Source organism: Candidatus Aquicultor sp., assembly GCA_036504445.1.
GTDB lineage: Bacteria > Actinomycetota > Aquicultoria > Aquicultorales > Aquicultoraceae > DASXVE01.
The window spans coordinates 81,364-105,345 of the sequence record DASXVE010000034.1; the positions used below are offsets into that span (position 1 = coordinate 81,364).

At 50.4% G+C, this 23,982-nt stretch carries 26 protein-coding genes and 1 riboswitch; of the genes, 25 read left to right on the top strand and 1 reads right to left on the bottom strand.

Annotation, left to right across the window (positions count from 1 at the left end; all coding sequences use genetic code 11):
* Positions 1-275: 275 nt before the first annotated feature.
* The 17 genes from rpiB to VGK02_11610 all read left to right on the top strand — a co-directional run bounded on the left by rpiB (position 276) and on the right by VGK02_11610 (position 15,007).
* Positions 276-731 (top strand): ribose 5-phosphate isomerase B, encoded by a 456-nt coding sequence (gene rpiB / locus VGK02_11530; protein ID HEY3375672.1) that lies wholly within the window; start codon positions 276-278, stop codon positions 729-731.
* Complete coding sequence (glyA, locus tag VGK02_11535; protein HEY3375673.1) at positions 731-1,981, top strand: serine hydroxymethyltransferase; 1,251 nt, start codon at positions 731-733, stop codon at positions 1,979-1,981. The genes rpiB and glyA overlap by 1 nt, the downstream gene beginning before the upstream one ends.
* A gap of 159 nt (positions 1,982-2,140) precedes the next feature.
* Complete coding sequence (locus VGK02_11540) at positions 2,141-2,674, top strand: cytidine/deoxycytidylate deaminase family protein (GenBank protein HEY3375674.1); 534 nt, start codon at positions 2,141-2,143, stop codon at positions 2,672-2,674.
* 102 nt (positions 2,675-2,776) lie between these two features.
* Positions 2,777-3,163 (top strand): AtpZ/AtpI family protein, encoded by a 387-nt coding sequence (locus tag VGK02_11545; protein ID HEY3375675.1) that lies wholly within the window; start codon positions 2,777-2,779, stop codon positions 3,161-3,163.
* 10 nt (positions 3,164-3,173) lie between these two features.
* Positions 3,174-3,560: a hypothetical protein gene (locus tag VGK02_11550; protein ID HEY3375676.1), complete on the top strand. Its 387-nt coding sequence runs from the start codon at positions 3,174-3,176 to the stop codon at positions 3,558-3,560.
* A gap of 17 nt (positions 3,561-3,577) precedes the next feature.
* Positions 3,578-4,384 carry a F0F1 ATP synthase subunit A gene (atpB, locus tag VGK02_11555; GenBank protein ID HEY3375677.1) on the top strand — a complete coding sequence of 269 codons (807 nt, stop codon included), beginning with the start codon at positions 3,578-3,580 and terminating at the stop codon, positions 4,382-4,384.
* A 42-nt stretch (positions 4,385-4,426) separates the two neighbouring features.
* A complete protein-coding gene (gene atpE / locus VGK02_11560; GenBank protein ID HEY3375678.1) occupies positions 4,427-4,645 on the top strand; it encodes a F0F1 ATP synthase subunit C in 219 nt (72 codons plus the stop codon).
* Between the two features lie 47 nt (positions 4,646-4,692).
* Entirely contained in the window at positions 4,693-5,178 is a 486-nt protein-coding gene (gene atpF / locus VGK02_11565; protein ID HEY3375679.1) for a F0F1 ATP synthase subunit B, read from the top strand.
* Positions 5,178-5,717: an ATP synthase F1 subunit delta gene (gene atpH, locus VGK02_11570; protein ID HEY3375680.1), complete on the top strand. Its 540-nt coding sequence runs from the start codon at positions 5,178-5,180 to the stop codon at positions 5,715-5,717. The genes atpF and atpH overlap by 1 nt, the downstream gene beginning before the upstream one ends.
* 11 nt (positions 5,718-5,728) lie before the next feature.
* Complete coding sequence (gene atpA / locus VGK02_11575; GenBank protein HEY3375681.1) at positions 5,729-7,243, top strand: F0F1 ATP synthase subunit alpha; 1,515 nt, start codon at positions 5,729-5,731, stop codon at positions 7,241-7,243.
* A 16-nt stretch (positions 7,244-7,259) separates the two neighbouring features.
* On the top strand, positions 7,260-8,144 hold the full coding sequence (gene atpG, locus VGK02_11580) for an ATP synthase F1 subunit gamma (GenBank protein ID HEY3375682.1): 885 nt from the start codon (positions 7,260-7,262) through the stop codon (positions 8,142-8,144).
* Positions 8,145-8,265: 121 nt separating this feature from the next.
* Positions 8,266-9,678, top strand: a complete 1,413-nt coding sequence (gene atpD, locus VGK02_11585; protein ID HEY3375683.1) for a F0F1 ATP synthase subunit beta — start codon at positions 8,266-8,268, stop codon at positions 9,676-9,678.
* A 15-nt stretch (positions 9,679-9,693) separates the two neighbouring features.
* Positions 9,694-10,110 (top strand): F0F1 ATP synthase subunit epsilon, encoded by a 417-nt coding sequence (locus tag VGK02_11590; protein ID HEY3375684.1) that lies wholly within the window; start codon positions 9,694-9,696, stop codon positions 10,108-10,110.
* A gap of 178 nt (positions 10,111-10,288) precedes the next feature.
* Positions 10,289-11,590: a UDP-N-acetylglucosamine 1-carboxyvinyltransferase gene (murA, locus tag VGK02_11595; protein HEY3375685.1), complete on the top strand. Its 1,302-nt coding sequence runs from the start codon at positions 10,289-10,291 to the stop codon at positions 11,588-11,590.
* A 138-nt stretch (positions 11,591-11,728) separates the two neighbouring features.
* Positions 11,729-11,901, top strand: a riboswitch (M-box (ykoK) riboswitch).
* Between the two features lie 206 nt (positions 11,902-12,107).
* The gene (locus tag VGK02_11600; GenBank protein ID HEY3375686.1) at positions 12,108-12,230 is read left to right on the top strand and encodes a hypothetical protein; all 123 of its coding nucleotides are present in this window, start codon (positions 12,108-12,110) and stop codon (positions 12,228-12,230) included.
* Positions 12,202-13,470, top strand: a complete 1,269-nt coding sequence (locus tag VGK02_11605) for a divalent metal cation transporter (protein ID HEY3375687.1) — start codon at positions 12,202-12,204, stop codon at positions 13,468-13,470. Before VGK02_11600 ends, VGK02_11605 begins: the two co-directional genes overlap by 29 nt.
* Before the next feature lie 256 nt (positions 13,471-13,726).
* The gene (locus tag VGK02_11610) at positions 13,727-15,007 is read left to right on the top strand and encodes a CBS domain-containing protein (protein HEY3375688.1); all 1,281 of its coding nucleotides are present in this window, start codon (positions 13,727-13,729) and stop codon (positions 15,005-15,007) included.
* 16 nt (positions 15,008-15,023) lie between these two features.
* Here the strand turns inward: VGK02_11610 and VGK02_11615 are convergent, their stop codons facing one another.
* On the bottom strand, positions 15,024-16,103 hold the full coding sequence (locus tag VGK02_11615; protein ID HEY3375689.1) for a DUF3048 domain-containing protein: 1,080 nt from the start codon (positions 16,101-16,103) through the stop codon (positions 15,024-15,026).
* Positions 16,104-16,292: 189 nt separating this feature from the next.
* Between VGK02_11615 and fabZ the strand changes: the two genes are divergently transcribed.
* From fabZ to VGK02_11655, 8 genes are all read left to right on the top strand, one after another.
* Positions 16,293-16,715, top strand: coding sequence for a 3-hydroxyacyl-ACP dehydratase FabZ (gene fabZ, locus VGK02_11620; GenBank protein ID HEY3375690.1), 423 nt, complete (start codon positions 16,293-16,295; stop codon positions 16,713-16,715).
* 60 nt (positions 16,716-16,775) lie between these two features.
* Positions 16,776-18,071, top strand: coding sequence for a nucleotide sugar dehydrogenase (locus tag VGK02_11625; protein HEY3375691.1), 1,296 nt, complete (start codon positions 16,776-16,778; stop codon positions 18,069-18,071).
* A gap of 12 nt (positions 18,072-18,083) precedes the next feature.
* On the top strand, positions 18,084-19,106 hold the full coding sequence (locus VGK02_11630) for a Gfo/Idh/MocA family oxidoreductase (protein ID HEY3375692.1): 1,023 nt from the start codon (positions 18,084-18,086) through the stop codon (positions 19,104-19,106).
* 5 nt (positions 19,107-19,111) lie between these two features.
* Complete coding sequence (locus VGK02_11635; GenBank protein ID HEY3375693.1) at positions 19,112-19,852, top strand: DapH/DapD/GlmU-related protein; 741 nt, start codon at positions 19,112-19,114, stop codon at positions 19,850-19,852.
* Between the two features lie 166 nt (positions 19,853-20,018).
* A complete protein-coding gene (locus tag VGK02_11640) occupies positions 20,019-21,128 on the top strand; it encodes a DegT/DnrJ/EryC1/StrS family aminotransferase (protein ID HEY3375694.1) in 1,110 nt (369 codons plus the stop codon).
* A gap of 24 nt (positions 21,129-21,152) precedes the next feature.
* Positions 21,153-22,217 (top strand): UDP-N-acetylglucosamine 2-epimerase (non-hydrolyzing), encoded by a 1,065-nt coding sequence (wecB, locus tag VGK02_11645; GenBank protein ID HEY3375695.1) that lies wholly within the window; start codon positions 21,153-21,155, stop codon positions 22,215-22,217.
* Between the two features lie 141 nt (positions 22,218-22,358).
* Positions 22,359-23,417 carry a DUF354 domain-containing protein gene (locus VGK02_11650; protein HEY3375696.1) on the top strand — a complete coding sequence of 353 codons (1,059 nt, stop codon included), beginning with the start codon at positions 22,359-22,361 and terminating at the stop codon, positions 23,415-23,417.
* Positions 23,418-23,435: 18 nt separating this feature from the next.
* A complete protein-coding gene (locus tag VGK02_11655) occupies positions 23,436-23,939 on the top strand; it encodes a DUF4330 domain-containing protein (GenBank protein HEY3375697.1) in 504 nt (167 codons plus the stop codon).
* Positions 23,940-23,982 lie beyond the last annotated feature (43 nt).

Consider the following 23,982-nt stretch of genomic DNA (forward strand, 5'->3'; position numbering starts at 1 on the left):
GAGGGTTATTGTAATACGTATAGGATGTTATAGATAAGACACGGATGAGAACGAGCCGGCGGTGTGAGAAGGCTTGCACGAATTCCGATTTTGGTTGTAGTTTTGTGGTGGCGGGCATCGCTCTAACGGGTAAGTGCGATTGGCGGGCGCTCGTGCCGATAAAACCAACTAAATGGAAATCCCCAAGGCGCTTAGGGGTTTACAAGCCTCTTACATGCAGGTATTCTTCAATGGTAGGCATTTACACCTCGAATGCTTGGAAGGCGGTAGACTAGTTGAAGATAGTTATTGGAGCCGACCATGCCGGGTTTGGCTTAAAAGAAGAGTATAAAGAAATTCTGAGAGCGGAAGGCATCGAATTCTTGGATATGGGGACGATGGGGGCTGACCAGCCCGTTGATTACCCTGATATTGCCGAGGCGGTTGCCCGTAAGGTGGCAAGCGGCGAATATGAGCGCGGTGTTATTATATGCGGTACCGGAATCGGCGTCGCCATTGCCGCGAATAAAGTGAAAGGTATACGTGCCGCGGCATGTAACGACCCCGTTAGCGCACGTTTCTCGCGTGCGCATAACGATTCAAATATACTCACCGTCGGTGCGCGTATTGTCGGCATAGCGGTGGCACGCGAAATATTTCTTGTATGGCTTCATACCGGCTTCGAGGGCGGAAGACATGCCACCAGAGTCGAGAAAATAAATAAGATTGAAGAACGATCGGGAGTGAAATAATGACACTGCGAGTAAGCGATCCGGACATCTGGCAGGCTATCCAGGGAGAGTTAAGCCGCCAGCAGAAAACGCTCGACCTCATCGCTTCAGAGAACTACACGAGCGAAGCGATCCTTGAAGCCCAAGGGTCGGTCATGACAAACAAATATGCGGAAGGATATCCAGGCAAGCGTTACTATGGCGGGTGCGAATTCGTTGATATCGCGGAAAACCTCGCGATCGAACGGGCCAAAGTGCTGTTTGGCGCCGAGTATGCAAACGTGCAGCCCCATTCGGGCGCACAGGCAAACACGGCAATCTACGTAGCGCTTCTCGAACCCGGCGATACCGTTATGGGGCTTATGCTGCCGCACGGCGGGCACTTAACGCACGGAAGCCCGGCCAACCTCTCCGGCCAAATTTATAATTTTGTTGCGTATGGGGTAGATAAAGACTCGGAACGGCTTGATTACGATAAGATACGGGCGGCTGCACACGAGTGTAAACCGCGCATGATCGTAACCGGTGCGAGCGCGTACCCACGCGTCATCGATTTTAAGGCGTTTCGGTCGATCGCCGACGAAGTAGGGGCGTACCTGATGGTGGATATAGCCCATATTGCAGGGCTTGTTGCGGCGGGCGTTCACCCGAGCCCCGTACCGTATGCGGATGTCATCGGCACGACGACCCACAAAACACTGCGCGGCCCGCGCGGCGGTCTTATCCTGGCGCGCGAGCAGTACGGCAAAGCCTTAAATAAAGCCGTCTTCCCCGGTACGCAGGGTGGTCCTTGCATGCACACGGTTGCAGCTAAGGCAGTGTGTTTCAAAGAAGCCATGACCGACGGCTTCGAAGCATATTCAAAGCAAATCGTGGCTAATGCCCGGGCGATGGCTGAGGCGCTTGTGGAGCGCGGCTTTAGAATCTGCTCGGGTGGTACCGATACCCACCTGATGCTGGTCGACCTTACTAATAAAGAGATTACAGGCGCCGATGCGGAGCGCGAACTCGCGGCCGTCGGTATCATCGCCAATAAAAACACAATCCCGTTTGAAACGAGGAGCGCATCGGTAACGAGCGGTATCCGTCTCGGTACACCGGCGGTTACGACCCGCGGTTTTGCCGAGGCCGAAACGCGCAAGCTGGCAAACCTCATCGCCGATACGCTTGAGAACATCGGTAACGATGCCGTTCAGCAGCGCATACGAGCCGAGGTTCAAAAGATGTGCAACGAGCACCCGATTTACACCGATCTCGCAGTTGGAGTCTAGACGGTAAAGGTAGTGCAAACTGTCTAGACAGCTTAGAGCGCATTGGCGCAATATAGGCCTACAATATGGGCTCTATATAGATTGTAGATATTATTATATGTAGCTTGGATATAACTATAAGCACCAGTAAGCGGCGAACGAAACCGGTGAGGTAGCCACATGGATACAGAGCAAAGCGGCAGCGAACAAGATACCCGGGGGTTGCGGCACAACGACGATATGCGCCCGTCGTGGGACGAGTACTTCATGAATATCGCCAGACAGGTTTCTGAGCGTTCGACGTGCATACGTCGGAAAATCGGTGCGGTTGTTGTTCGAGATAAGCGGATTCTTACCACAGGCTATAACGGTGCCCCTTCAGGCATCCGGCACTGTTACGATGTCGGATGCCTTCGACAAGAGCGGGGCATTGCCTCAGGAGAGCGGCACGAGCTGTGTCGAGGGCTTCACGCCGAGCAAAACGCGATTATCCAGGCGGCTTTATACGGCGTAGCGGTACGGGGAGGATCGATTTACTGTACGCATCAACCCTGCAGTTTGTGTGCTAAGATGTTAATCAACGCGGGAATTTTGGAAATATTATACGTAGAAGGTTATCCGGATTTGCTCTCGCAAGATTTGTTACAAGAAGCAGGCGTACAGGTAACAAAGCTTGCGTTCTATCGCGGAGAACAACCAGAAACCCTGCTATAGTGCTGAGCTGATATTTCTTATATCAGCGCGTGCAAGTTGGCAACCAAGCTATTGCAACAATTTATAATTTATAGTACCATGCAAGGGGCGTGTTCGTATTAAATGTTACAACCTGATGATGAAGACCGCTGGCCGATGTGGGATGACAAAAAACTAGATCCGTCTGAAAGTAGGCCGCAAGAAGAACGGTCGTCGCAACAAACAAGTATAACAGGCGAGAAAAGGCACAATGATGCCTCGCGCGAATCACTGGCAGGTTCAATGCGATATATGTCCCTTGGAACTGAACTGTTCGGCGCTGTTGTCGTAGGAACGCTGCTTGGATGGGCGGTAAGCTGGCTGGTTAGCCTTATTACCGGCCATGAGCCTATTTGGATTATTGCAATTGGCGTTATATTAGGGGCGGTAGCGGGGTTCTTCAATATGTACCATTTTGTGGTTGAGGAAGAGCAACGAGAGGAGCAGAAACGCCGTGGCTCCTCACGGTAGGCAGCAACAAATGCCCCGAAATAAATCTTCGTTTAACGTCATTGAAATTTTGATATATGGGCTTCCGTTCTGGATAGGAATACTGGTCGCAGCATGGTTTTACAAAGGGCTGATCGGCTTGGAGAGTACTCTAGTTGGGCTCGGTATTCTAAGCGTGTTTCTTGCGAGCGAGGTCTTTGTTGATAAGAAATCGAAGAGGCTGTCTGGAGCAAAAGCAGTCGCCTTGATTGCAGGAAGTTTTGGAGTGCGCCTTATAGCGCTCCTGGTGGTGAGCTACCTGTTCTACAGATTTTCAGAGCTTAATTTGTTTATTCTGTTGCTTACCATAGCGTTTGGTTTTACGGCAATACTTCTAATTAGTATGAAGAACTGGCTGAAAGGCCCGGTTGGTAGATAAAGAAAGGGGTAATGAGATTGGCTGCCGAAGCTGTTAACCCAATGGAAGAAATATTGAGGGAATTTGATCTCTCAAGCCCACACGCTCAAAATTTCTTTGGCATTAACCTCGCGCCGGTAAATCACGTTTTAAAGCAAATCCCGCTTCCATTTGATATTACCATTAATAAAGCTGTAGTAATCATGTGGCTTGCGGCAATTCTGTCATTTACTCTGATTGCGTACGCGGGTAGGGGAAGAGGGCTTGTTGCGAAGGGCTTAAAGAATGCAATGGAAGCGATATTCCAATTCATTAAGTTGGACGTCGTTGATGATAACTTAGGTGATGCGGGAAGGACATGGCTACCATTTATCGGCGGTTTATTCTTCTTTATCTTGTTTAACAATCTGCTCGGCCTCATTCCAGCCGGATTCTCTCCGGGATCAAACATCAACTTTACCGCATCGCTTGCAATCATGGTTTTCTTAAGTGTGCTCATGGCTGGCATGAAGAAACAGGGACCAGTCAAATACTGGGTGAATCTGGCGCCAGGCGGGCTGCCGAAATGGATCTATATAATTCTCTATCCGATCGAATTCATAAGCTTGTTAGCAAAACCATTCTCACTGGCAGTTCGACTTTTTGCCAACCTCTTGGCCGGCCACATCGTCATTGCATCGCTTTTGGCACTGATCATCCTTTTTGGCGTATGGCTTGCCCCGGTTTCCGTCGTTATCGCGGTTATCATGTATGCTTTCGAAATATTTGTAGCGTTTATCCAGGCGTATATTTTTGCAATTTTAGCTTCGGTTTATATCGGCGCTTCGGTGCATCCCGAGCACTAATGCATATATAGTAATATAAGGATTGGGAGAGGAGGAATTTTAATGAATCTCGCACATCTAGGGTCCGGTTTGGCGATGGGCTTAGGTGCTATCGGCCCAGGAATCGGTGTTGGTATCCTCGTTGGAAAAGCTCTTGAGGGTATGGCTCGCCAACCTGAGTCAACTGGTACTCTGAGGACGACGATGTTTATCGGCGTTGCTTTTGCTGAAGCTATCGCACTGTATAGCTTCGTTATTGCCATCCTGCTGTTCGCAAAGTAGGGTTCACTCAGTAATGGCGGATCTTTTCAAGAACAGGTGGGGTAAGAGTGTTAGCATTGCAGACTAACCTCATATTCTGGACGGTACTAACGTTTCTCATTCTTGTGGTGCTGCTTGGTAAATTCGGGTTCGCACCCCTCGTTCAGATTCTTGAGAGTCGCGAGCGTAAGATTCGCGAATCGATCGAACAAGCGGAACACGCAAGACTTGAGGCAGAACGTTTACTGCGTGAATACGAGGAGAAGTTGGCGGAAGCCAGGAAAGAGGCTCAGCAGTTTATCGCAGAAGGCAAAGATCTCGGTGATAAACTCAGAGCTGAAATTGTCCAAAAAGCAGAAGAAGAAGGAAAGCGAATCGTCGCTAAAGCCGAGGAGCAGATCAATCGCGATGTTGAGCAAGCACGCAAAGACCTCAGGGCTGAAGTTGCGAATCTAAGCGTAGATTTAGCGGCTAAAGTTATTGAGCGCGAGCTTGATCAAAGCGCACACGAGCAGCTCATCGAGAAATACCTCAGTGAAGTGGGTCGCTTATAATGAGAGGCGAGCAAATAGCGAGGGAATATGCGAGAGGGCTGTTTGAAGCAGCCGTCGGGAAAAAGAACCTCGACAAAGTAGTTAAAGAGGTAAATTTCGTTGGCGATAACCTAACGGATCCTGAATTTGAAGGGTTTTTCCAGTCGATTAAGATCGACAGCGAAGCGAAAAAAAGCGTCTTTAACAAAGTATTCCTTCAAGAAGTATCCGTGATAACTCGCAACTTCTTCTGGCTTATTTTTGACAATGGCAGGGAAAACCTGCTGTATGAAATCCGCAATGAGTTTGAGCGGTTAGTTGACGAGCAAAACAAATGCGTGGTCGCGAAAGTTATAACTGCTGTGCCTTTGAACGACAAAATCAAGCGCAGATTGCAGAAACAACTTACGGATGCCACCAAAAAAGAAGTGCTCGTCGAAACGGTTGTAGACCCAAGCATCTTTGGTGGAATGCTGGTCTACGCTGATGGACAAGTTATTGACGCTAGCGTGAAGTCACGTCTAAACAACTTACGCGAACGATTAACTCAAGCGCGGTAAGGAGAAGCTTAATGAGAATCAAGTCTAGGGAAATTGCCTCAATACTGAGGCAAGAAATCGAAAAATACGAACCTCAAATTGAGGTTGAAGAAATCGGAACGGTTCTCGAAGCCAGAGATGGAATCGCTATTGTCCACGGTGTACGCGGCGTCATGGCAAACGAAATGTTGGAGTTTCCCGGTGGGATTATGGGACTCGCGCTTAACCTCGAAGAGGATAACGTGGGTGTCGTTATCATGGGAGACTACCTCAAGATTCAGGAAGGTGACATCGTCAAACGTACCGGGCGTATTGCCGAGGTACCGGTCGGTGAAGCACTTCTTGGCCGTGTCGTTAATTCACTAGGTCAGCCGATCGACGGGAAAGGACCTATCGCTAACGAAGGTTACCGCCCGATCGAATGGTTGGCGCCGGGTGTTGTACAAAGGCAACCTGTTAAGGAGCCTTTGCAGACCGGTTTGAAAGCCGTAGATTCAATGATTCCGATAGGCCGCGGTCAGCGCGAGCTTATCATTGGTGACCGTAGAACTGGAAAAACCGCGATTGCGCTCGACGCGATTATCAACCAGAAAGATACTGGTGTTATCTGCGTTTATGTAGCAATCGGCGGTAAGGCATCGACCGTCGCTCAGGTCGTTGAGACCCTTGAGCGCCATGATGCAATGAAATACACGATAGTTGTCGCATCCCCGGCATCCGACCCGGCACCGATGCAGTACATCGCGCCGTACGCCGGTTGTGCCATGGCCGAACATTATCTGTATAACGGGAAGCACACCCTGGTTATCTATGATGACTTGAGCAAGCAGGCACAGGCATATCGCCAGATGTCGCTGCTCCTTCGTCGTCCGCCAGGCCGTGAGGCTTATCCGGGTGACGTTTTCTATCTCCACTCAAGGTTGTTAGAGCGGGCATGCAAGCTCAACGATGAGCTTGGCGGCGGTTCACTTACCGCGCTGCCTATTATCGAGACCCTTGCGGGTGACGTTTCGGCGTACATTCCGACCAATGTTATTTCGATTACCGATGGCCAGATCTTCCTCGAGAACGATCTCTTCTACTCGGGCGTACGTCCGGCTGTTAACATCGGTATTTCAGTATCCCGAGTCGGTGGTTACGCACAGATTAAAGCTATGAAGCAAGTCGCCGGGGGCCTAAGAATGGACCTCGCGCAGTTTAGGTCGCTCGAAGCGTTTGCGCAGTTTGCATCCGATTTGGATAAAGCGACACAGGCACAGCTCGCACGCGGTCAGCGCATGATCGAGCTTCTGAAGCAAAATCAGTATGTGCCGATGGTGGTTGAGGATCAGGTTATCCAGATCTTTACCGGTGTTCGCGGATTCTTGGATGACGTCGATGTGGCAAAGATTCAGGAATTCGAAGCCGGTCTTGTTGAGTTTATTCACAGCAAATACGCTGAGATTCCGCAGGCTATCGCCAGTGAGAAAGTGCTCTCTGAGAATACCGAAAAGAAACTTAGTGATGCCGTTAGCGAATTCAAAAAGATGTTCATCAGATCTCTGTAAGTCAGGGTGATAATAAATGGCTAAAGCGAGAACAGTCTTAAATCAAATAAAAAGCGTTGAGAAGACACGCCAGATCACCAAAACTATGGAGATGGTTGCGACTGCAAAGATCAAGAGGGCCCAGGCACGCATCGAAGCGGCACGCCCGTACGCAATAAAAATGGTCGATGTACTTAACAACGTTGCACAAAACGTCGGGCCGGGAAGCCATCCGCTTCTTGATGTTCACGAAAAAACCGAGAACGTCATCATCGTCTCGATTACATCGAACCGGGGTTTGTGCGGGTCGTTCAACATGAACATCTTGCGACAGTCGATTGGCGTCTACAAGAAAGAGGCTGCGGAGGGCAGGAATGTTTCGTTTATTGGCGTAGGGCGTAAAGGCGTTAACGCATTAAGGTTCGCGGGCTATGAAATCATGGAGGCACATACCGATTTCTCGGATAACCCGACGTTTGCGGAAGCAAAGATCATTGCCGACAGGGTGGTTGAACTATATCAAGAGGGCAAGGTAGACAAAGTGTACCTGGTATTCAACCAGTTCAAATCGCTCATGGAGCAAAAGCCTACTATTCACCAGCTGCTACCTATCAAACAGGAGCAGATTACGAGTGATAATGATGCAGGCGCCGGAGTTGCGAAGTATGAGTTTGAACCGGACGCTGTAAGCGTGCTCTATGATTTACTCCCACGGTATGTGGATACGGTTGTTTTGCGTGCCTTGATGGAGTCGGTTGCAAGCATGTTCGCGGCACAACGTACCGCGATGAAATCGGCTACAGACAATGCCGAGGATATGATCACAAATCTTACCCGGTGGTATAACCGGGCGCGTCAGGCACAGATCACGCAGGAAATCGCGGAGATCGTCGGCGGAGCCAACGCTCTGCAGGAAGCATAATCAATGTTTATCTATAAGAATAACTTATAGATAAACTGGTATACAAAGTGAACATTGTTTGGATACGTTTGGCGTATAACCAATCTATTCATCGCAATGGAATAGAGGTGAAACAAAAGTAATGGGCGTAGGGAGAATAGTTGAAATTATCGGTGTCGTTCTAGACGCCGAGTTTGATCCTAACGAACTTCCACCTATCTATAACGCGCTCACCATCACAGCCGATACACCGCGAGGCATGGTAAAGGTTGTGGCAGAGGTGCAGCAGCATTTAGAGGGGAGTAAAGTTAGGGCGGTCGCTATGTCTTCAACCGATGGCCTCGTACGAGGCATGGAGGTTGTCGATACAGGCTCCGCAATTACCGTCCCGGTAGGTGAAGCGACCCTCGGTCGAATCATTAACGTTCTTGGTGAGCCTATCGATACCGATGCACCGGTCGATGCCGCAGAGCGTTATCCGATTCACCGTAAGCCGCCGGCGTTCGATCAGCTTATGCCAACAGCTGAACTTTTTGAGACCGGTATTAAGGTCATCGATCTTCTCGCACCGTATGTAAAGGGTGGAAAGATCGGTCTGTTCGGCGGTGCCGGCGTAGGTAAGACGGTTCTGATCCAAGAGCTCATCCACAATATCGCGACACAGCACGGTGGATACTCGGTATTTACCGGTGTTGGCGAGCGTACCCGTGAGGGTAACGACCTGTGGCTTGAGATGACGGAATCAGGCGTCATTAATAAGACATCACTTGTGTTTGGGCAGATGAATGAGCCACCGGGGGCACGTCTTCGTGTAGGTCTTGCCGGCCTTACAATTGCGGAGTACTTCCGCGATCAGGGAAGAGACGTTCTTCTCTTTATCGACAACATCTTCCGCTTTACACAAGCGGGTTCAGAGGTGTCGGCGCTTCTCGGCCGTATGCCGTCAGCTGTAGGTTATCAGCCGACGCTCGGTACCGAGATGGGTGACCTCCAGGAGAGGATTACATCAACCCGTACCGGTTCAGTTACGTCAGTACAGGCGATTTACGTTCCTGCCGACGACTTGACCGACCCGGCACCGGCTACAGCGTTTACGCACCTTGATGCCACGACCGTTCTGTCTCGTGATATCTCGTCGATGGGTATTTATCCGGCGGTTGATCCGCTCGATTCTACGTCGCGTATTCTCGCGCCGGAAGTTGTCGGTGAAGAGCACTACCACGTGGCAACCCAGGTGCAGCAGATTCTCCAGAGGAACAAAGAGCTCCAGGATATCATTGCCATTCTTGGTATGGATGAGCTCTCCGAGGAAGATAAGCTAACCGTCATGAGAGCACGTAAGATTCAGCAGTTCTTGAGCCAGCCGTTTAACGTTGCCGAGCAGTTTACCGGCATGGCCGGTAAATACGTACCGATCGCTGAGACGGTTCGCGGCTTCAAAGAGATTGTTGAAGGCAAGCATGATAGTCTGCCGGAGCAAGCTTTTCGTTATGTTGGCGGTATCGATGAGGCTGTCGCTCAGGCCGAGCGGATTATGGCCAGCATGGCTTCTTAGGTGGAGGATTTATTAATGGCTGATCACAAGCTTACATGCGAAGTGGTGAGCCCGGAGCGAATCGTCTTTAGTGGAGAGGCGGATATAATTGTCGCCCGAGGTGCCGAGGGAGAACTCGGTATCATGGCGAACCATATCCCTATTGTCACGCCTCTTCAGATTGGCGAGCTCAGGGTCAAAAACGGTAACGATCAAGAGTATATTACCGTCATGGGCGGCTACCTGGAGTTTAACAACAACAAGGCAACCGTACTGGCGGACGTAGCTGAACTCTGGTCGCAGATTGACGTTGAGCGGGCACGGCAGAAAAAAGAAGAGCGGGAGCGGGAGCTTTCTGACGCTAAGTTGAGCGAAGAAACATTAGCGGAAGCCGAGATAAGCCTTCGGAAAGCGCTCTTAAGGCTAGAGATTGCCGAGCGGGCTCGCCGGTAAAAAAATTAAATAACGATAATTGCTGGATAAACGGTTAAAAATGTGTGCAAGAGAGTGCACTAACTTGCTTGCCGCATTGACCACCGTTTAAAAGTCAATTATGCTTTTTTATCAGGGCAGGTTTGTAAAAGCTTGCCTTGGTTTTTTCTGGAGCAATGCCGGGAATGTAGGGGTAGATATGAGCAGCAAATTCGTCATCACAGGTGGAAATAGACTAAACGGCAAGGTCCGGGTTGGAGGCGCTAAGAATTCCGCGCTGAAACTTATGGCTGCCGCACTTCTAACAGAAGGCAAGACAACGCTGGCTAACGTACCGGCGATCACGGATATGAAGATAATGGCGGCGGTGCTTGAGCGTCTCGGCTGCTGTGTTGATTGCGTCGGCGTCAATGCGATTGAAATCGAGCCGGGCTGTTCGATTTACACCGAAGCACCGTACGATTTAGTCAGCCAGATGCGGGCTTCAATTATCGTATTGGGACCGCTTCTCGCCAGGCTCGGCCGGGCGCGCGTGGCGATGCCCGGCGGCTGCAATATCGGCTCACGTAAGATCGACATGCATATCAGGGGTCTTGAGGCGCTTGGGGCCCGGTTTGAGGTCGGTCACGGCTTCATCGAAGCATTCTCTGAAAAGCTGGTGGGCAGTAAAATCGCCCTCGACTATCCGAGTGTCGGTGCTACTGAGAACCTGCTGATGGCGGCAACCCTGGCAGAAGGCGTAACGATTATTGATAACGTAGCGCGTGAACCGGAGATTGTTGATCTGGTGCGGTTCCTGATTAAGATGGGTGCTAGAATCGAGGGGGCAGGTACGCCGACGTTGCGTATTGAAGGCGTTGATAAGCTCTATGGGGTTGAATATCGCGTTATGCCCGATCGTATTGAAGCCGGTACGTTCCTTGTGGCGGGTGCTGTCACGGGCGGCGATATTTTAGTCGAGGACACTATCCCCGAGCACTTAGACCTGGTTATCAGCAAACTTCAGGACGCAGGTGTTGCCATCAGCCAGTACGACAATAAAATCAGGGTGCACGGTTGCAAGGGTATAAGCCCGGTCGATATCGCGACACTGCCGTACCCCGGCTTTCCGACCGATATGCAAACCCAGGTTATGGCGCTCCTAGCCCTGGCGGACGGTATTAGTATCATTACCGAGAATATCTTTGAAAACCGCTTTATGTTTGTTAACGAGCTCAATCGGATGGGCAGCGACGTGCGTATCGAAGGTCGCCATGCAATCATCAAAGGTGTTCCCAAAATCACGGGAGCACCGGTAAAGTCGCCCGATTTACGGGGCGGCGCGGCGCTGGTCGTTGCCGGTCTGGTAGCTGAAGGCGTTACCGAAGTTCTCGATGTCTACCATATAGATCGCGGTTACCAGAATTTTGAGGAGAAACTGCGGGGTCTCGGGGCAAACATTACACGTGTTGGCGAAGGCGAGCACGTTGCCGCCCTTAGAGCGGTTCAATCAAGCAAGTAGCTGCTGTCCGGTTAGCGTGTATGTCACGCTGACGCTATCGCGCACTTCAATTATTATCCGCTCGGCGTCTAAAGTGCAGCGTTATTGACTATATTTGTTGGCGAGAATATAATCAAACTTTGGGTACATAGTATCCGCAAAGGAGCTTGTTAGGTGAGGCTCCTGGATGAACATAGGCTGCTGCCCGGAAACGTCTAGAGACGCCAATGGGTAGAACAGGCAAGGTCGAATTAAGGCTTTGCATAATGTAGCTGATCGCGCTATGCACGATCTACGTCATCCAGTGCCAAAACTCAACGAGGGGCTGAATAATTGATTGCGGCTTGCATTGCAAGTTTCCGCAATATTTGGTATTTGGCAGCCCTTCGGGCTGCTTTTTTATTGTTCAAATTTCTACGTAAGAAAGGGGGCTGCTTATTTATGGACAGCGAGCCTGGCAGTATGTGTGAACTGTCAAGACGACTCTGCGCAACAACGGTACTAATATGCACAAAATATCTGGATAGGAGTGGTTACTATGGCTATGCTAATAGCGGCCCCGAAGAGATTCGAACCGCTGCATAAAACGCTTATCGTACCCCCGCGTGTCCGGCACGACGGGAGGCATGATTATGAACTTCTGGGCAAGATTCTTCTATAACTACCGCAGGATATTTAAAGCCGTCAGACTTTACCTGATAATTTCCGGCCCCGGTCTCATCGTAATGTTAGCTGATAACGATGCGGGCGGCATCACGACGTATTCGGCAACCGGAGCACAATTCGGCTATGGTCTAATCTGGTTTCTCGTATTGCTCCTGCCAGTAGCATATTATGTTCAAGAAATGACGGTGCGGCTTGGCGCTGTGACCAAAAGCGGGCATGCCGAAGCAATTTTTGGCGCCTTTGGCCCGTTCTGGGGATGGTTCTCGCTCATCGATCTGCTGCTTGTCAATTGGTTGACCCTTATCACTGAATTTATCGGCATGACGGCGGCTCTGAGCATCTTCCATGTGCCGCCTGCGCTGACCATAATTGTGACATCGATTATCATGGTGCTCATGGTACTGCAGGGAAGGTACTGGACCTGGGAGAAGATCGCACTGGTATTCGCGGGCTTAAACCTTATCTATATACCGGCCGCATTCCTTGTTCATCCTTCGGTTTCGGCGGTGGTGCACCAGGCGTTCATCCCGCATTTTCCGGGAGGGTTTAATAATCAGATATTCTTTTTCCTGATGGCGAATATCGGGACGACTATCGCCCCGTGGATGATCTTCTTCCAGCAGAGTGCGGTTGTCGATAAAGGTTTACAGGAAAAAGATATCTCTTTAGGGAAAGCAGATACCTTGATCGGGTCGACGTTCACGGTTATCGTGGCGATCTTTATAGTTATCGTTACCGGAACACTTCTTTACGGTACACCAATACAGAGCGCGGCTCAGGCAGCAACAGTGCTTATGGGCTTCAATAAGTATGTGGGCACATTTCTCGCAATAGGTCTGCTTGATGCCGGGTTCCTCGGCGCTATTTGTATATCACTAGCAAGTTCATGGGCGTTCGGTGAGGTATTCGGCTGGGCGCATTCACTGAATCGCAAGATTAGAGAGGCGCCGTGGTTTTACGCGACGTATTTCTTGACGCTCATCAGCGCCGGTGTAGTAGTGCTCATACCGAACGCACCGCTGGTGCTTATTACGCTATTTGTTCAGGTAATCGCCGTAACGCTATTACCGGCAGCGCTGGTATTTCTGATCTTGCTCCTTAATAACGAGGAGACAATGGGCAAGTATAAGAACACGCTTTCTCAGAATATAATAACTATCACGATTGTAGTCGGGATAATTATCCTCTCTACACTTTACAGCTTGAGCGCTCTGTTCCCGAACTTGTTCCAATAGACCGTTCAAGAATATATGGGAGTGCTGGCTTATGGTGAGAAGCATAAGAGAATTATTTAATAAAAGAATACGGAATTTCTTTCGCAAGAGATTTCGCAAAATTATCGAGATAAACCAGAAGTATGCGCACAGCAGCATTAAGATGACACCGGCTGTAAGCTTTGCGCTGCTGATGCTCAGATTCTATCTGATTTTTCTCGTAATCATACTGATATACAAGTTTATAACCCTAGCTGGGTAAAGTGAGGTGATTCACATGGCAACCAACCCCGCAGTAGAGAGAGTTCGCTCAGGCAGGGCATATTTCCTGACAGAGCTGCTCGGAGCCAAGGTGCTGCTTAACGGAAAGAAAGTCGGAAAGCTCAAAGATATTGTTATAAAGGAGACCGGCAAGATACCGGTAGTAACGCATCTCTATGTTAGCCGGCCGTTCGGCGACCCGGCGTTGTTGATTCCGTGGGATAAAGTTAAGTCGATCAACCCGAGAGAAATTGTCGTTGATATCGAAGATAAGAAGCAATATGAGGCGGAGCCACCGGAAGGATCGGTACTGCTCAAAGACCATATTCTCGATAAGAAAGTACTCGATATCGAAGGGCGTGAAATCGATGTCGCATACGATATAAAACTGGTTATGCGAAACGGTAATCTTTATGTGACCAAGGTGGATTTTAGCCGGCACGGTCTGTTAAGGCGTATGCACTTAAAATGGTTGTCGGATTTCATCTATAACCTTTCAGTAAAGGCTAAGGGGGAGACGGTATCCTGGGCATATATCGAGCCGCTGCCGACCGAGATCGACAGTTTCAGGGGCAACCTGCAGCTTAAAGTTCTACAAGAAAAGCTATCCGATATGCCGCCCGTCGATTTGGCGGATATCATTGAAGAGCTCGATCACGACCAGCGAATCGCGATCTTTAATCAACTCAATACCGAGCAGGCATCAGACGCTCTCGAAGAGATCGACCCCAACGTACAGCGGGCGCTGATCTCGTCACTTGGTACGGACAAAGCAGCTGAGCTCGTTGGTGAGATGACTGTCGGTCAGGCCGCGGACGTTCTGGCGGTGTTATCATCCGCCGGCGCAACCGCCATTCTGAATTTGCTCGACAAGGATGAAGCGATAAAGATCAAGGCGATTCTCGAGCGGCAAGAAGAGCATATTCTCAACTTTGCGACGCCCGATTTTGTGTGGTATCCGCCCGATAAAACGGTTGAGCAGGCGCAAGAAGAGTACCATATCGTGGCTAAAGGCAAAGATGTGGTGATGTATATCTATATCGTCAACGAGCGCAACCAGTTGCTCGGGCTTCTCGATGTCAAAGAACTCCTGCAGGCGGATGATAAAGCGCTGCTGAAAGATGTTATGATCGATAACGTAGTAAGCCTGAGGCCCGAAAGCACGCTCAAGGAAGCTTCGGAGATGTTCGAAAGGTACGAGTTCCGCGCCATTCCGGTCTTAGACGGGAGCGACAGGATTCTCGGCGTTATCCCGTATCGCGACATCATGAATCTCAAGCACCGTTTCTGGGAGTAAGATAAGCGTCGCCGTGTTACTTGTAGGTAACCTGCATGGTTGACGGGTCTACGATTTCAATCCAGGTTTGGCCGGAGTTGAATCGAATTTCAGTGCCGCTTTGGTCGTAGTAGCGAGTCAAGTCGGCGAGTGCCGGGCGCTGCCATGTAGCCTGAATCACTTGTCCGTCTTGGAACACGGTTGCTTTACCCATACCGGCAAGGCTCACTTTCATGCGCCCCTTGGGATCGTTGGCGATGGGGCCGATCGGGTTAAACTGCACAACGACGTTTTTAGGCGCAATCTGCAGTTCGTATACGCCGTCCATGTGGGCTTTCCCCGCCATAAAGCGTTTGTAGGTGTTGGTCTGGCGGTCGTACTCGTAGTGCACTGCAAAGTCGGGTCGCGAGAAGTTTATATCGATTGACGCAACAGCCGGTCGTTCGGAGAGCGACGCGTCGTCTTTGAAATTGGGTTTTTGGAAAAACACCTGAGAAGAGTAGCCTTTAGCCACGGCCTTTGCCCACAGATTCTTCGTTGATGAATACAGGTTATGCGGCGCACGCCTGGTTTTCAAACGCCAGTACGCATCCCCGTTTGCCATCTCGTCCAAGTCGGCGATAGCGAGATTCTTAAGCACCGTATAAATCGTTGCCGGCCCACCGCAATGTGAGTAGATTGCATCATACTGCTTAGCCAGATCGACGAAATACTCGCGGGCGCTTCTCACGGGGCCGACGGCCGGTATATCATTATGCAGGAAAATCGCCATGAACCTGGTAACGCCGCCCTCGGCTACGGTTTCGTATACCGTACATGCTTTAATCAGCCCGGATTGTGGGCGTGCATCGGGGTGATTTTCAATCATAACCGCAAGCGGCCGGCGTTGTCCGTTCTCAACCGTTGTCGCTTCATCATCAAGCGGACAACGATAGGTAAGTTGAGGCTGGGTTGTCGTCGTAGCGGGTACTTCAACTTTTTGCCCGGTACCTTCTATGGATGTTTGCTTTTGGGTGTATTCTTCATCAATGATTCGGGCTATCACCAAAGCGCTGACAACGCCGAGTGCAATTACGGTAATAGTAACGGCTAAAATGATATAGTGGACTCTCTTCATCGTGAAACTAACCCTTATCTACACTGGTAACGTGTGTGACCTGTATTCTTAGCACCACAGTAGCATAAAACACCGGTGCTTATCCGTCAAGTTGACAACGGCCGCAGATGCCGCTGGCGTGTTTGATAAATATCAGAAAAACCGCTAATATCTTTAGAAAGTATCCATATACAGGCAAAAGGGGAAATCGTGCTAGACATCCAAGAAATTCAGAAGATTATCCCGCACCGCTACCCGTTTTTACTCGTCGATCGCATCTTGGAGCTAGAGCCGGGGAAGCGGGCGAAAGGGCTCAAAAACGTTACGGTTAATGAGCCGTTTTTTGTTGGTCATTTCCCGGAATATCCCGTTATGCCGGGTGTTCTCATTGTTGAAGCGCTGGCGCAGGTTGGCGCGGTCTCCATCCTAAGCGTCGAAGCAAACAAGGGAAAAATCGCATTTTTCGGCGGTATCGACGGGTTCCGGTTTAAGAGGCAAGTAATGCCGGGAGACCAGCTCACCCTTGAGGTCGAGATCACCAAATCGCGAGGGCCGATCGGCAAAGGGACCGCTGTTGCAACAGTTGACGGCGATGTCGTTGCCCAAGGCGAATTGACATTTGCGGTAAAGTAATTTGCGGTTTAGAATCATAGTTCGGGTGACAAAGTTATTAAACTAGGAGATGGTTGTGTAATGCCTTTGGCAGACCTTATAACTACAAAAACCGCACGTGTTGGAATCATCGGTATGGGCTATGTAGGCCTTCCTCTGGCGGTTGCTATCGCCCAGGCAGGGTTTACTGTGACCGGCATCGACGTCGATAAGGCAAAGGTGTCAAGCATTAGCCGAGGTGAGAGCTATATCCCCGATGTTCCCACAGCCGACTTGAAAGACGCTGTTGATAAAGGGCTCTTTAGCGCGACGACAGATTTTTCAGTACTAAAAGACGCCGACGTTATCAGCATTTGCGTCCCGACGCCTCTTTCCGAGATGCGCGAGCCCGATATTACGTACGTGCGGGCCGCCGCAAGCGAGGTAGCCAAATATTTGCGTTCGGGACAGCTCGTTATCCTTGAGAGCACTACATATCCGGGTACGACCGAAGAAGTCCTTCTGCCGATGCTCGAAGAGAGCGGTTTGACGGTGGGGAAAGATTTCTGGCTGGCGTTTTCGCCGGAGCGGGTCGATCCGGGTAATGAGAAATATAATATGAGCAACACGCCCAAAGTAGTCGGCGGCGTCAAATCGCAGTGCACGGAGGCCGCGCGACTCTTCTATTCGCAGTTCGTCGGACAGGTTGTGCCTGTGTCGTCAACTCAGGCGGCGGAGATGACCAAGCTTTTGGAGAACATCTTCCGCTGCGTTAACATTGCCCTGGTAAACGAGCTTATGGTGCTCTGCGACCGCATGGGTATAAACATTTGGGAAGTAATCGAGGCAGCTTCATCGAAACCGTTCGGTTTCATGCCGTTCTTCCCGGGGCCGGGCCTTGGCGGCCACTGTATTCCGATTGACCCGTTCTATCTTTCTTGGAAGGCGCGCCAGTATGATTTTCATACCGAGTTTATTGAGCTTGCCGGAAAGACGAATGAGGGTATACCATATTTTGTCGCCACAAAGGTAGGCGAAGCGCTTAACGCGCATGAAAAGAGCATCAAGGGTTCAAATGTCCTGGTGCTTGGTCTGGCGTATAAGAAAGACATTGGCGACACACGCGAATCGCCGGCGCTTAAGATCATCACGCTTCTTGAGAACTTAGGGGCGCACGTCACGTATCACGATCCGTATGCGAAACAAGCGATTATAGGCGCCAAAACCTATACATCGGTAGAGCTGACGCCGGCGGTCGTCAACGAGAGTGATTGCGTGCTCATAGTAACCGATCATACGAATGTCGATTACCAGATGGTTGCCGATAACGCGAAGCTCATCGTTGATACCAGGAATAAGCTCAAGAATTTCGCAGGAAGTAATATTGTCAGGATTTAATGGGGGATATAAGTGGTTAACGTTGGAGTCATCGGCTACGGTTATTGGGGGCCGAATTTGGTGCGCAACTTCGAGCAGATACCGTCGAGTAATCTCGTTGCGTGTTGTGATTTGAACCCCGACAATTTAAAGAAAGTGCAGGGGACTTACCCGCAGGTACGGGTAACCCAAAACATAGATGATATTTTGCAGGATACGGCGATTGATGCCGTAATCATAGCGACATCGGCACCTACGCACCATGAACTCGCAAAAAAAGCGCTTCTCGCCAAGAAACATGTCATGGTTGAGAAACCGCTTACACTCAGCAGCGCTAGCTCAAAAGATTTAATCGACACTGCCGAATCCGTTAATCGAAGGCTGATGGTGGGGCATTTGCTGGAGTATCACTCGGCGGTCGAGCATGTAAAAAGCTTAATCGATGACGGCACGCTCGGCGATGTCCTCTATCTGTATACCCAGCGTCTCAATCTCGGCCAGGTACGAAAGGATGAGAACGCCTTTTGGAGTTTGGCGCCGCACGATATTTCGGTCATATTCTACTTGCTGGACGGGAAGAATCCGGTTGAAGTATCCGCGCGCGGGCAAGCATATATAACCGATGGCGTTGAGGACGTTGTGTTCGCATCGGTTTCATTCGCCGACAAGACGATGGCGCATATCCACGTGAGCTGGCTCGATCCTCATAAGATTCGAAAACTTACCGTTGTGGGCACGAAGCGGATGGCGGTCTTTGATGATATGGAGGGCTCCGAGAAGATTCGCATTTATGATAAAGGTGTCGGCGCGGAGCCGGTAGAAGATTACCGCTCATACGGCGAAGATCTGCGGCTTCGTTTCGGCGATATTACAATCCCCAGCGTTAAGATGAAAGAGCCGCTTCGCACCGAGTGCGAGCACTTTATTTCGTGTATCGAAAACGGGCAAATACCGCGAAGCGACGGATATGACGGCCTGCGGGTTGTGCAGGTGCTCGAGGCCGCGCACAAGTCACTGAAAAACGGCGGCCAACCGGTCAGAATCACGGAGGTATAGATTTAATGACCGCGTTTATTCATGAGACCGCTCGAATCCCCGAAAGCGCGGTCTTAGGCGAAAACTGCGTAATTCAAGCCGGCGTTGAGCTGGGCGATGGCGTGGAAATCGGTAACAATGCGGTCATCCACGAGGGCACAAAAATCGGTGCCAACACCGTGGTTGGCGATTGCGCCGTCGTGGGCAAGCAGCCCAGGCCGCCGAAAACCAGCACACTCTCATATACCGAGCCGTTTGCACCGCTTGTGCTTGGCGAAGGCTGCACGGTCGGCTCGAGCGCGGTACTCTACGCCGGCACGACAATCGGCAACAATTCCATGGTTGCCGACCTTGCTTCAGTTCGCGAAAATTGCGCCATCGGCGACTACTCGCTCGTCGGTCGCGGCGTCTGCGTCGAAAACGGCGTAAAAATCGGAGATTACACCAAGGTGCAATCAAACGCCTACATTACGGCCTATACAGTGCTGGAAGACCGGGTATTTATCGCGCCGTGCGTAACCACAACCAATGATAATTTTATGGGGCGCACCGAAAAACGGTTTAAATTTATTAAGGGCGCCCATGTCAAGCGGGGCGCACGTGTCGGCGGTAACTCGATTCTGCTGCCGGGTATCACGATAGGCGAGGAAGCGTTTATAGCTGCCGGCTCTGTAGTAACGCGCGACGTACCGCCTAAGAAATTGGTCATGGGGGTTCCGGCTAAAGTCACGCGCGACGTACCTGAGGATGAGCTTTTGCCTGAATAGGGGCGTAGCATGTGCTCATGTTTCATATGTATCTTTCACAACGACACACATTTACGTACGCTTGCCCGAGCTATCGGGCATCTGCTTTTTATGGCTATCGAGCGGTAGCCGAGATAGCAAACAAAAGTGCTATAATATGGTTTTGAACCGGAAACAAGGAGGATATATGGGTGTTCCATTACTCGATCTAAAGGCGCAATACAGCTCAATTCAGGATGAGCTCGAGGCAGCCGTCCTTGCGACAATGAGGAGCGGAGGCTATATTCTCGGGCCGAAAGTTGAGGAATTTGAAAAGGCGATCGCCGCATATTGCGGTGTTGATTATGCGGTTGGTGTGGCAAACGGCACCGACGCACTGGTACTGTCGCTCGACGCGATAGGTGTCGGCCCCGGCGATGAGGTTATCACCACCCCGTTTACATTCTATGCGAGCGCCGAGTCGATCTCACGTCTCGGTGCAACGCCGGTGTTCGTAGATATCGATCCAAAGACATATAACATGGTGGCCGGGCAACTCGAGGCGAAGATTACCTCGAAGACAAAGGCGATCATCCCGGTTCACATCTTCGGCCAACCGGTCGAGATGGATGAGATAAACGAAATCGCGAAGAGGCACGGCATCAAAGTTATCGAAGATGCCTGCCAGGCGATCGGTGCAGAATATAAAGGGAGGAAAGTCGGCTCACTCGGCGATGCGGCTTGTTTCAGCTTCTTCCCGAGTAAAAACCTCGGTGGGGCCGGCGATGGGGGCATTGTTGTCACCGACAACAAAGAGATTGCCGATAAAGTGCGCGCGCTCAGACAACATGGGAGCACGAAGAAGTACTTCCATAGCTTCGTGGGGTACAATAGCCGCCTTGATGCACTGCAAGCATCGATTCTGAGCGTTAAGCTCAACTACATAGATCAGTGGAACAACGGTCGTAGGGAGAAGGCGCACGCATATAATGAGTTCTTTGCCGCCACCGATATCGTAACGCCGGAAGAACTCGCGCACGTTAAGCACGTGTATCATCTCTACATTATTAGAGTTCCCAACCGTGCGCAGGTTGAAGCGGCGCTTAAAGAAAACGGTATCGGGCACGGCGTCTATTATCCGGTTCCGCTGCACCTGCAGGATGTCTATACAGACCTCGGGTACAAAGAGGGATATCTACCGGTGAGCGAGGCGGCAGCGAAAGAAACGATTGCCATACCGTGTTATCCGGAGCTAAAAGCCCAGGATGCGGAGTTCATAGCCGGTCTTGTGAAAGATACTGTCGGCGTAACTGTTTGAGAATAAGAATAGTTTGAGGTTTTAATGAAAATCGTAACAATCGTCGGTGCACGGCCCCAGTTTATTAAAGCTTTGCCGGTTTCAAACGAGATTCGAACAACGTGCACGGAAGTGCTGGTTCACACCGGCCAGCACTACGACCACAACATGTCGGATATCTTCTTTGAGGAGATGGGTATCCCGCGTCCGGACTATCACCTTGGGGTGGGCTCGGGTACGCAAGCCGATCAAACTGCGCAGATGCTCAGCAGGATCGAGGAGGTCCTTTATACCGAAAAGCCGGATATCCTGCTTATCTACGGCGATACTAACTCGACGCTCGCCGGTGCGCTGGCGGCGGCGAAGCTTCATATACCGGTTGCTCACGTTGAAGCGGGTCTTCGTTCATTTGACAAAAAAATGCCGGAGGAGATAAATCGCATCGTGGCCGACCACGTATCCGAGGTTTTATTCTGCCCGACGCAGACCGCTGTAAATAACCTAAAAAATGAGGGCATAACCGAGGGAGTTGAGCTGGTCGGCGACGTTATGTACGATGCGGCGCTCTACTTCGGCAGCATAGCTGAAGACCGCTCACGAGTTCTGGAGATCTTCGGGCTTGAGCCGAAGGGCTACTATCTGGCAACGATCCACCGCTCGGCAAATACCGATGATGTCGATAATTTACGGGCGCTTCTTAGCGCGTTCGTAGAGTCCGGTAAAAACATCGTGTTTCCGGTACATCCCCGGACGAAAAAAGTTATGGCGGATGCCGGTCTTGACCGCATTATCAAAGGTACGCATATCCGGGTGGTCGACCCCGTCGGCTATATCGATTTCTTACGTCTTGAACGCAACGCCGTTAAGATCCTGACCGATTCGGGAGGCGTTCAAAAAGAAGCATTCTTCTTTTCGGTGCCGTGTATTACGCTTCGAGATACAACCGAGTGGGTGGAAACAGTGGAGAGCGGGTGGAACGTCCTGGTCAATATCGATGTAACCAAGTTGTTGCATACAATCGATACCTTCAATCCGGTCGGACAACCGCCGCAATTGTTCGGCGATGGGAAAGCTTCGTTTTATATCGCGCAACGGTTAACATCCGCCTAGCACGGCGCTATAATTGTTGAGTGCATAAAAAAGCTTATGGTTGTCTTTTGATAGCTTTTCACATCATTTAGGCGATGTGCGACAGGCAATGGACGATGAGCGCTCAGCTATATCCGGTAATCATTATACAAAGGTATGTCATTGAAAAACACTGCAAAAGACACAAAAGACACAAATAAAGACGCAAAACAATTGCGAATATGGATCGATATCACCAATACGCCGCACGTTTTGATATTTCGTCCCTTAATTAAAGAATTGCAGGCTCAAGGGCACGAGGTTTTGGTAACAGCCCGGGAGTTTGCGCAAACCAGCCAACTCCTCGACCGGTTTGGGATCAAACATACCCTTATTGGAAAGCACCAGGGCAAAGAGGTTTACCGGAAGATCTACGGGTTGGCCTCCCGCACAAGCAGGCTTATCGGCTACGCAGCAGGTAAGCGGTTCAACCTTTCAATCGGGCACGGTTCAAATGATTGTGCGCTCGCATCGTTTTTCTTGCGTATCCCGCACGTAACCATGTTTGATTACGAGTTTGCGAAAGCGATGCACAGCATCAACCTGCGGGTTGCTACCAAGGTGCTCATACCGGATATGATTCCATCGGAGCCGCTTTACGAGTATGGCGGGACCGACGCAAAGATAGATAAATACCCCGGCCTGAAAGAGGAGTACTATCTTGCGGATTTCTCACCGGATGAGTCGGTTGTCGATGAGATCGGGTTGGACATCGGCAAGATAGTTATCGTTATGCGTACGCCGCCGGATGTCGCGCTGTACCATCGTTTCCATAATCCGATTTTCATGGATGTGCTTCGCAAGTTCGCCGCGCGCGACGACATACAAGTGGTGCTTTTACCGCGTACACCGGAGCAGCGCGATGAGGTGCTTAGTTTCGGGTTTAGTAACGTCTTTATCCCGGCAAAAGCGGTCGATGCGCAGAGCCTCATCTACTATTCAGACCTGGTTATCAGTGCCGGCGGCACGATGAACCGTGAGGCGGTTGCACTCAACACACCGGTGTATACGCTGTTTTCAGGCAGAATGGGAGCAATAGATACAAAACTTATCGCACAGGGTAAAATGATGAAACTCACCGACCCGGATCACATCGAGATCAAGAAAAAAGCCGTCTACGGGCAGGGTCAAACCCGCGATATTAATGTATTATTAGATAGGATAAAAGAGATTGCCAGGTAAGGGGAGGAACTAATATTCATGGCTGTGATTGATGAGAAGGGTAGAGTTTTCGGGCGAATCAATCTTATAGATTTCACACTCATTATAGGGATTGTTGTGATTGCTGTCGCTGTAGCCGTGTTTGCAACAAAATCGGGCAAAGTAGTCTCGATTCCCGAGAATAATACGGTTGATTATACGGTAATTGTTAAAGGCATCCGTCCGGATGTCGCAGGCTATATCAAAGTAGGGGACCTTGCTAAAAAGCAAATGACCCAAAATCCAATCGGCACGGTTAAAAAAGTTGTGCTCAAACCCGCCCAAGAGGTAATCGACACGGCTGACGGGAAAAAGGTGCTTGCCGTATCACCCGTTGAAAAAGACGCATATATCACCATAGAGACAAAAGGCCGGGCTGGAAGCGATCTTATTTCGACCGGCAACGAAGTACTGCGTGTCGGTGACAGGTTTAACCTCGTCACCAAGTGGTTCCTCGGAGATTCGGTTATCATCGGCATGAGCGTTCAGGGCGATCAGAAATAGTCTAATCGGTAAATCAGCATAGCCTATTTCTAAATATATACAA

Bases quoted from the DNA above. Each gene is read 5' to 3' on its own strand.
- glyA (HEY3375673.1), top strand. From the start codon at position 731: ATGACACTGCGAGTAAGCGATCCGGACATCTGGCAGGCTATCCAGGGA.
- VGK02_11540 (HEY3375674.1), top strand. From the start codon at position 2,141: ATGGATACAGAGCAAAGCGGCAGCGAACAAGATACCCGGGGGTTGCGG.
- VGK02_11545 (HEY3375675.1), top strand. From the start codon at position 2,777: ATGTTACAACCTGATGATGAAGACCGCTGGCCGATGTGGGATGACAAA.
- VGK02_11550 (HEY3375676.1), top strand. From the start codon at position 3,174: ATGCCCCGAAATAAATCTTCGTTTAACGTCATTGAAATTTTGATATAT.
- atpE (HEY3375678.1), top strand. From the start codon at position 4,427: ATGAATCTCGCACATCTAGGGTCCGGTTTGGCGATGGGCTTAGGTGCT.
- atpH (HEY3375680.1), top strand. From the start codon at position 5,178: ATGAGAGGCGAGCAAATAGCGAGGGAATATGCGAGAGGGCTGTTTGAA.
- atpA (HEY3375681.1), top strand. From the start codon at position 5,729: ATGAGAATCAAGTCTAGGGAAATTGCCTCAATACTGAGGCAAGAAATC.
- atpG (HEY3375682.1), top strand. From the start codon at position 7,260: ATGGCTAAAGCGAGAACAGTCTTAAATCAAATAAAAAGCGTTGAGAAG.
- atpD (HEY3375683.1), top strand. From the start codon at position 8,266: ATGGGCGTAGGGAGAATAGTTGAAATTATCGGTGTCGTTCTAGACGCC.
- VGK02_11590 (HEY3375684.1), top strand. From the start codon at position 9,694: ATGGCTGATCACAAGCTTACATGCGAAGTGGTGAGCCCGGAGCGAATC.
- murA (HEY3375685.1), top strand. From the start codon at position 10,289: ATGAGCAGCAAATTCGTCATCACAGGTGGAAATAGACTAAACGGCAAG.
- VGK02_11600 (HEY3375686.1), top strand. From the start codon at position 12,108: ATGGCTATGCTAATAGCGGCCCCGAAGAGATTCGAACCGCTGCATAAA.
- VGK02_11605 (HEY3375687.1), top strand. From the start codon at position 12,202: ATGAACTTCTGGGCAAGATTCTTCTATAACTACCGCAGGATATTTAAA.
- VGK02_11610 (HEY3375688.1), top strand. From the start codon at position 13,727: ATGGCAACCAACCCCGCAGTAGAGAGAGTTCGCTCAGGCAGGGCATAT.
- VGK02_11615 (HEY3375689.1), bottom strand. From the start codon at position 16,103: ATGAAGAGAGTCCACTATATCATTTTAGCCGTTACTATTACCGTAATT.
- VGK02_11625 (HEY3375691.1), top strand. From the start codon at position 16,776: ATGCCTTTGGCAGACCTTATAACTACAAAAACCGCACGTGTTGGAATC.
- VGK02_11635 (HEY3375693.1), top strand. From the start codon at position 19,112: ATGACCGCGTTTATTCATGAGACCGCTCGAATCCCCGAAAGCGCGGTC.
- VGK02_11640 (HEY3375694.1), top strand. From the start codon at position 20,019: ATGGGTGTTCCATTACTCGATCTAAAGGCGCAATACAGCTCAATTCAG.
- wecB (HEY3375695.1), top strand. From the start codon at position 21,153: ATGAAAATCGTAACAATCGTCGGTGCACGGCCCCAGTTTATTAAAGCT.
- VGK02_11655 (HEY3375697.1), top strand. From the start codon at position 23,436: ATGGCTGTGATTGATGAGAAGGGTAGAGTTTTCGGGCGAATCAATCTT.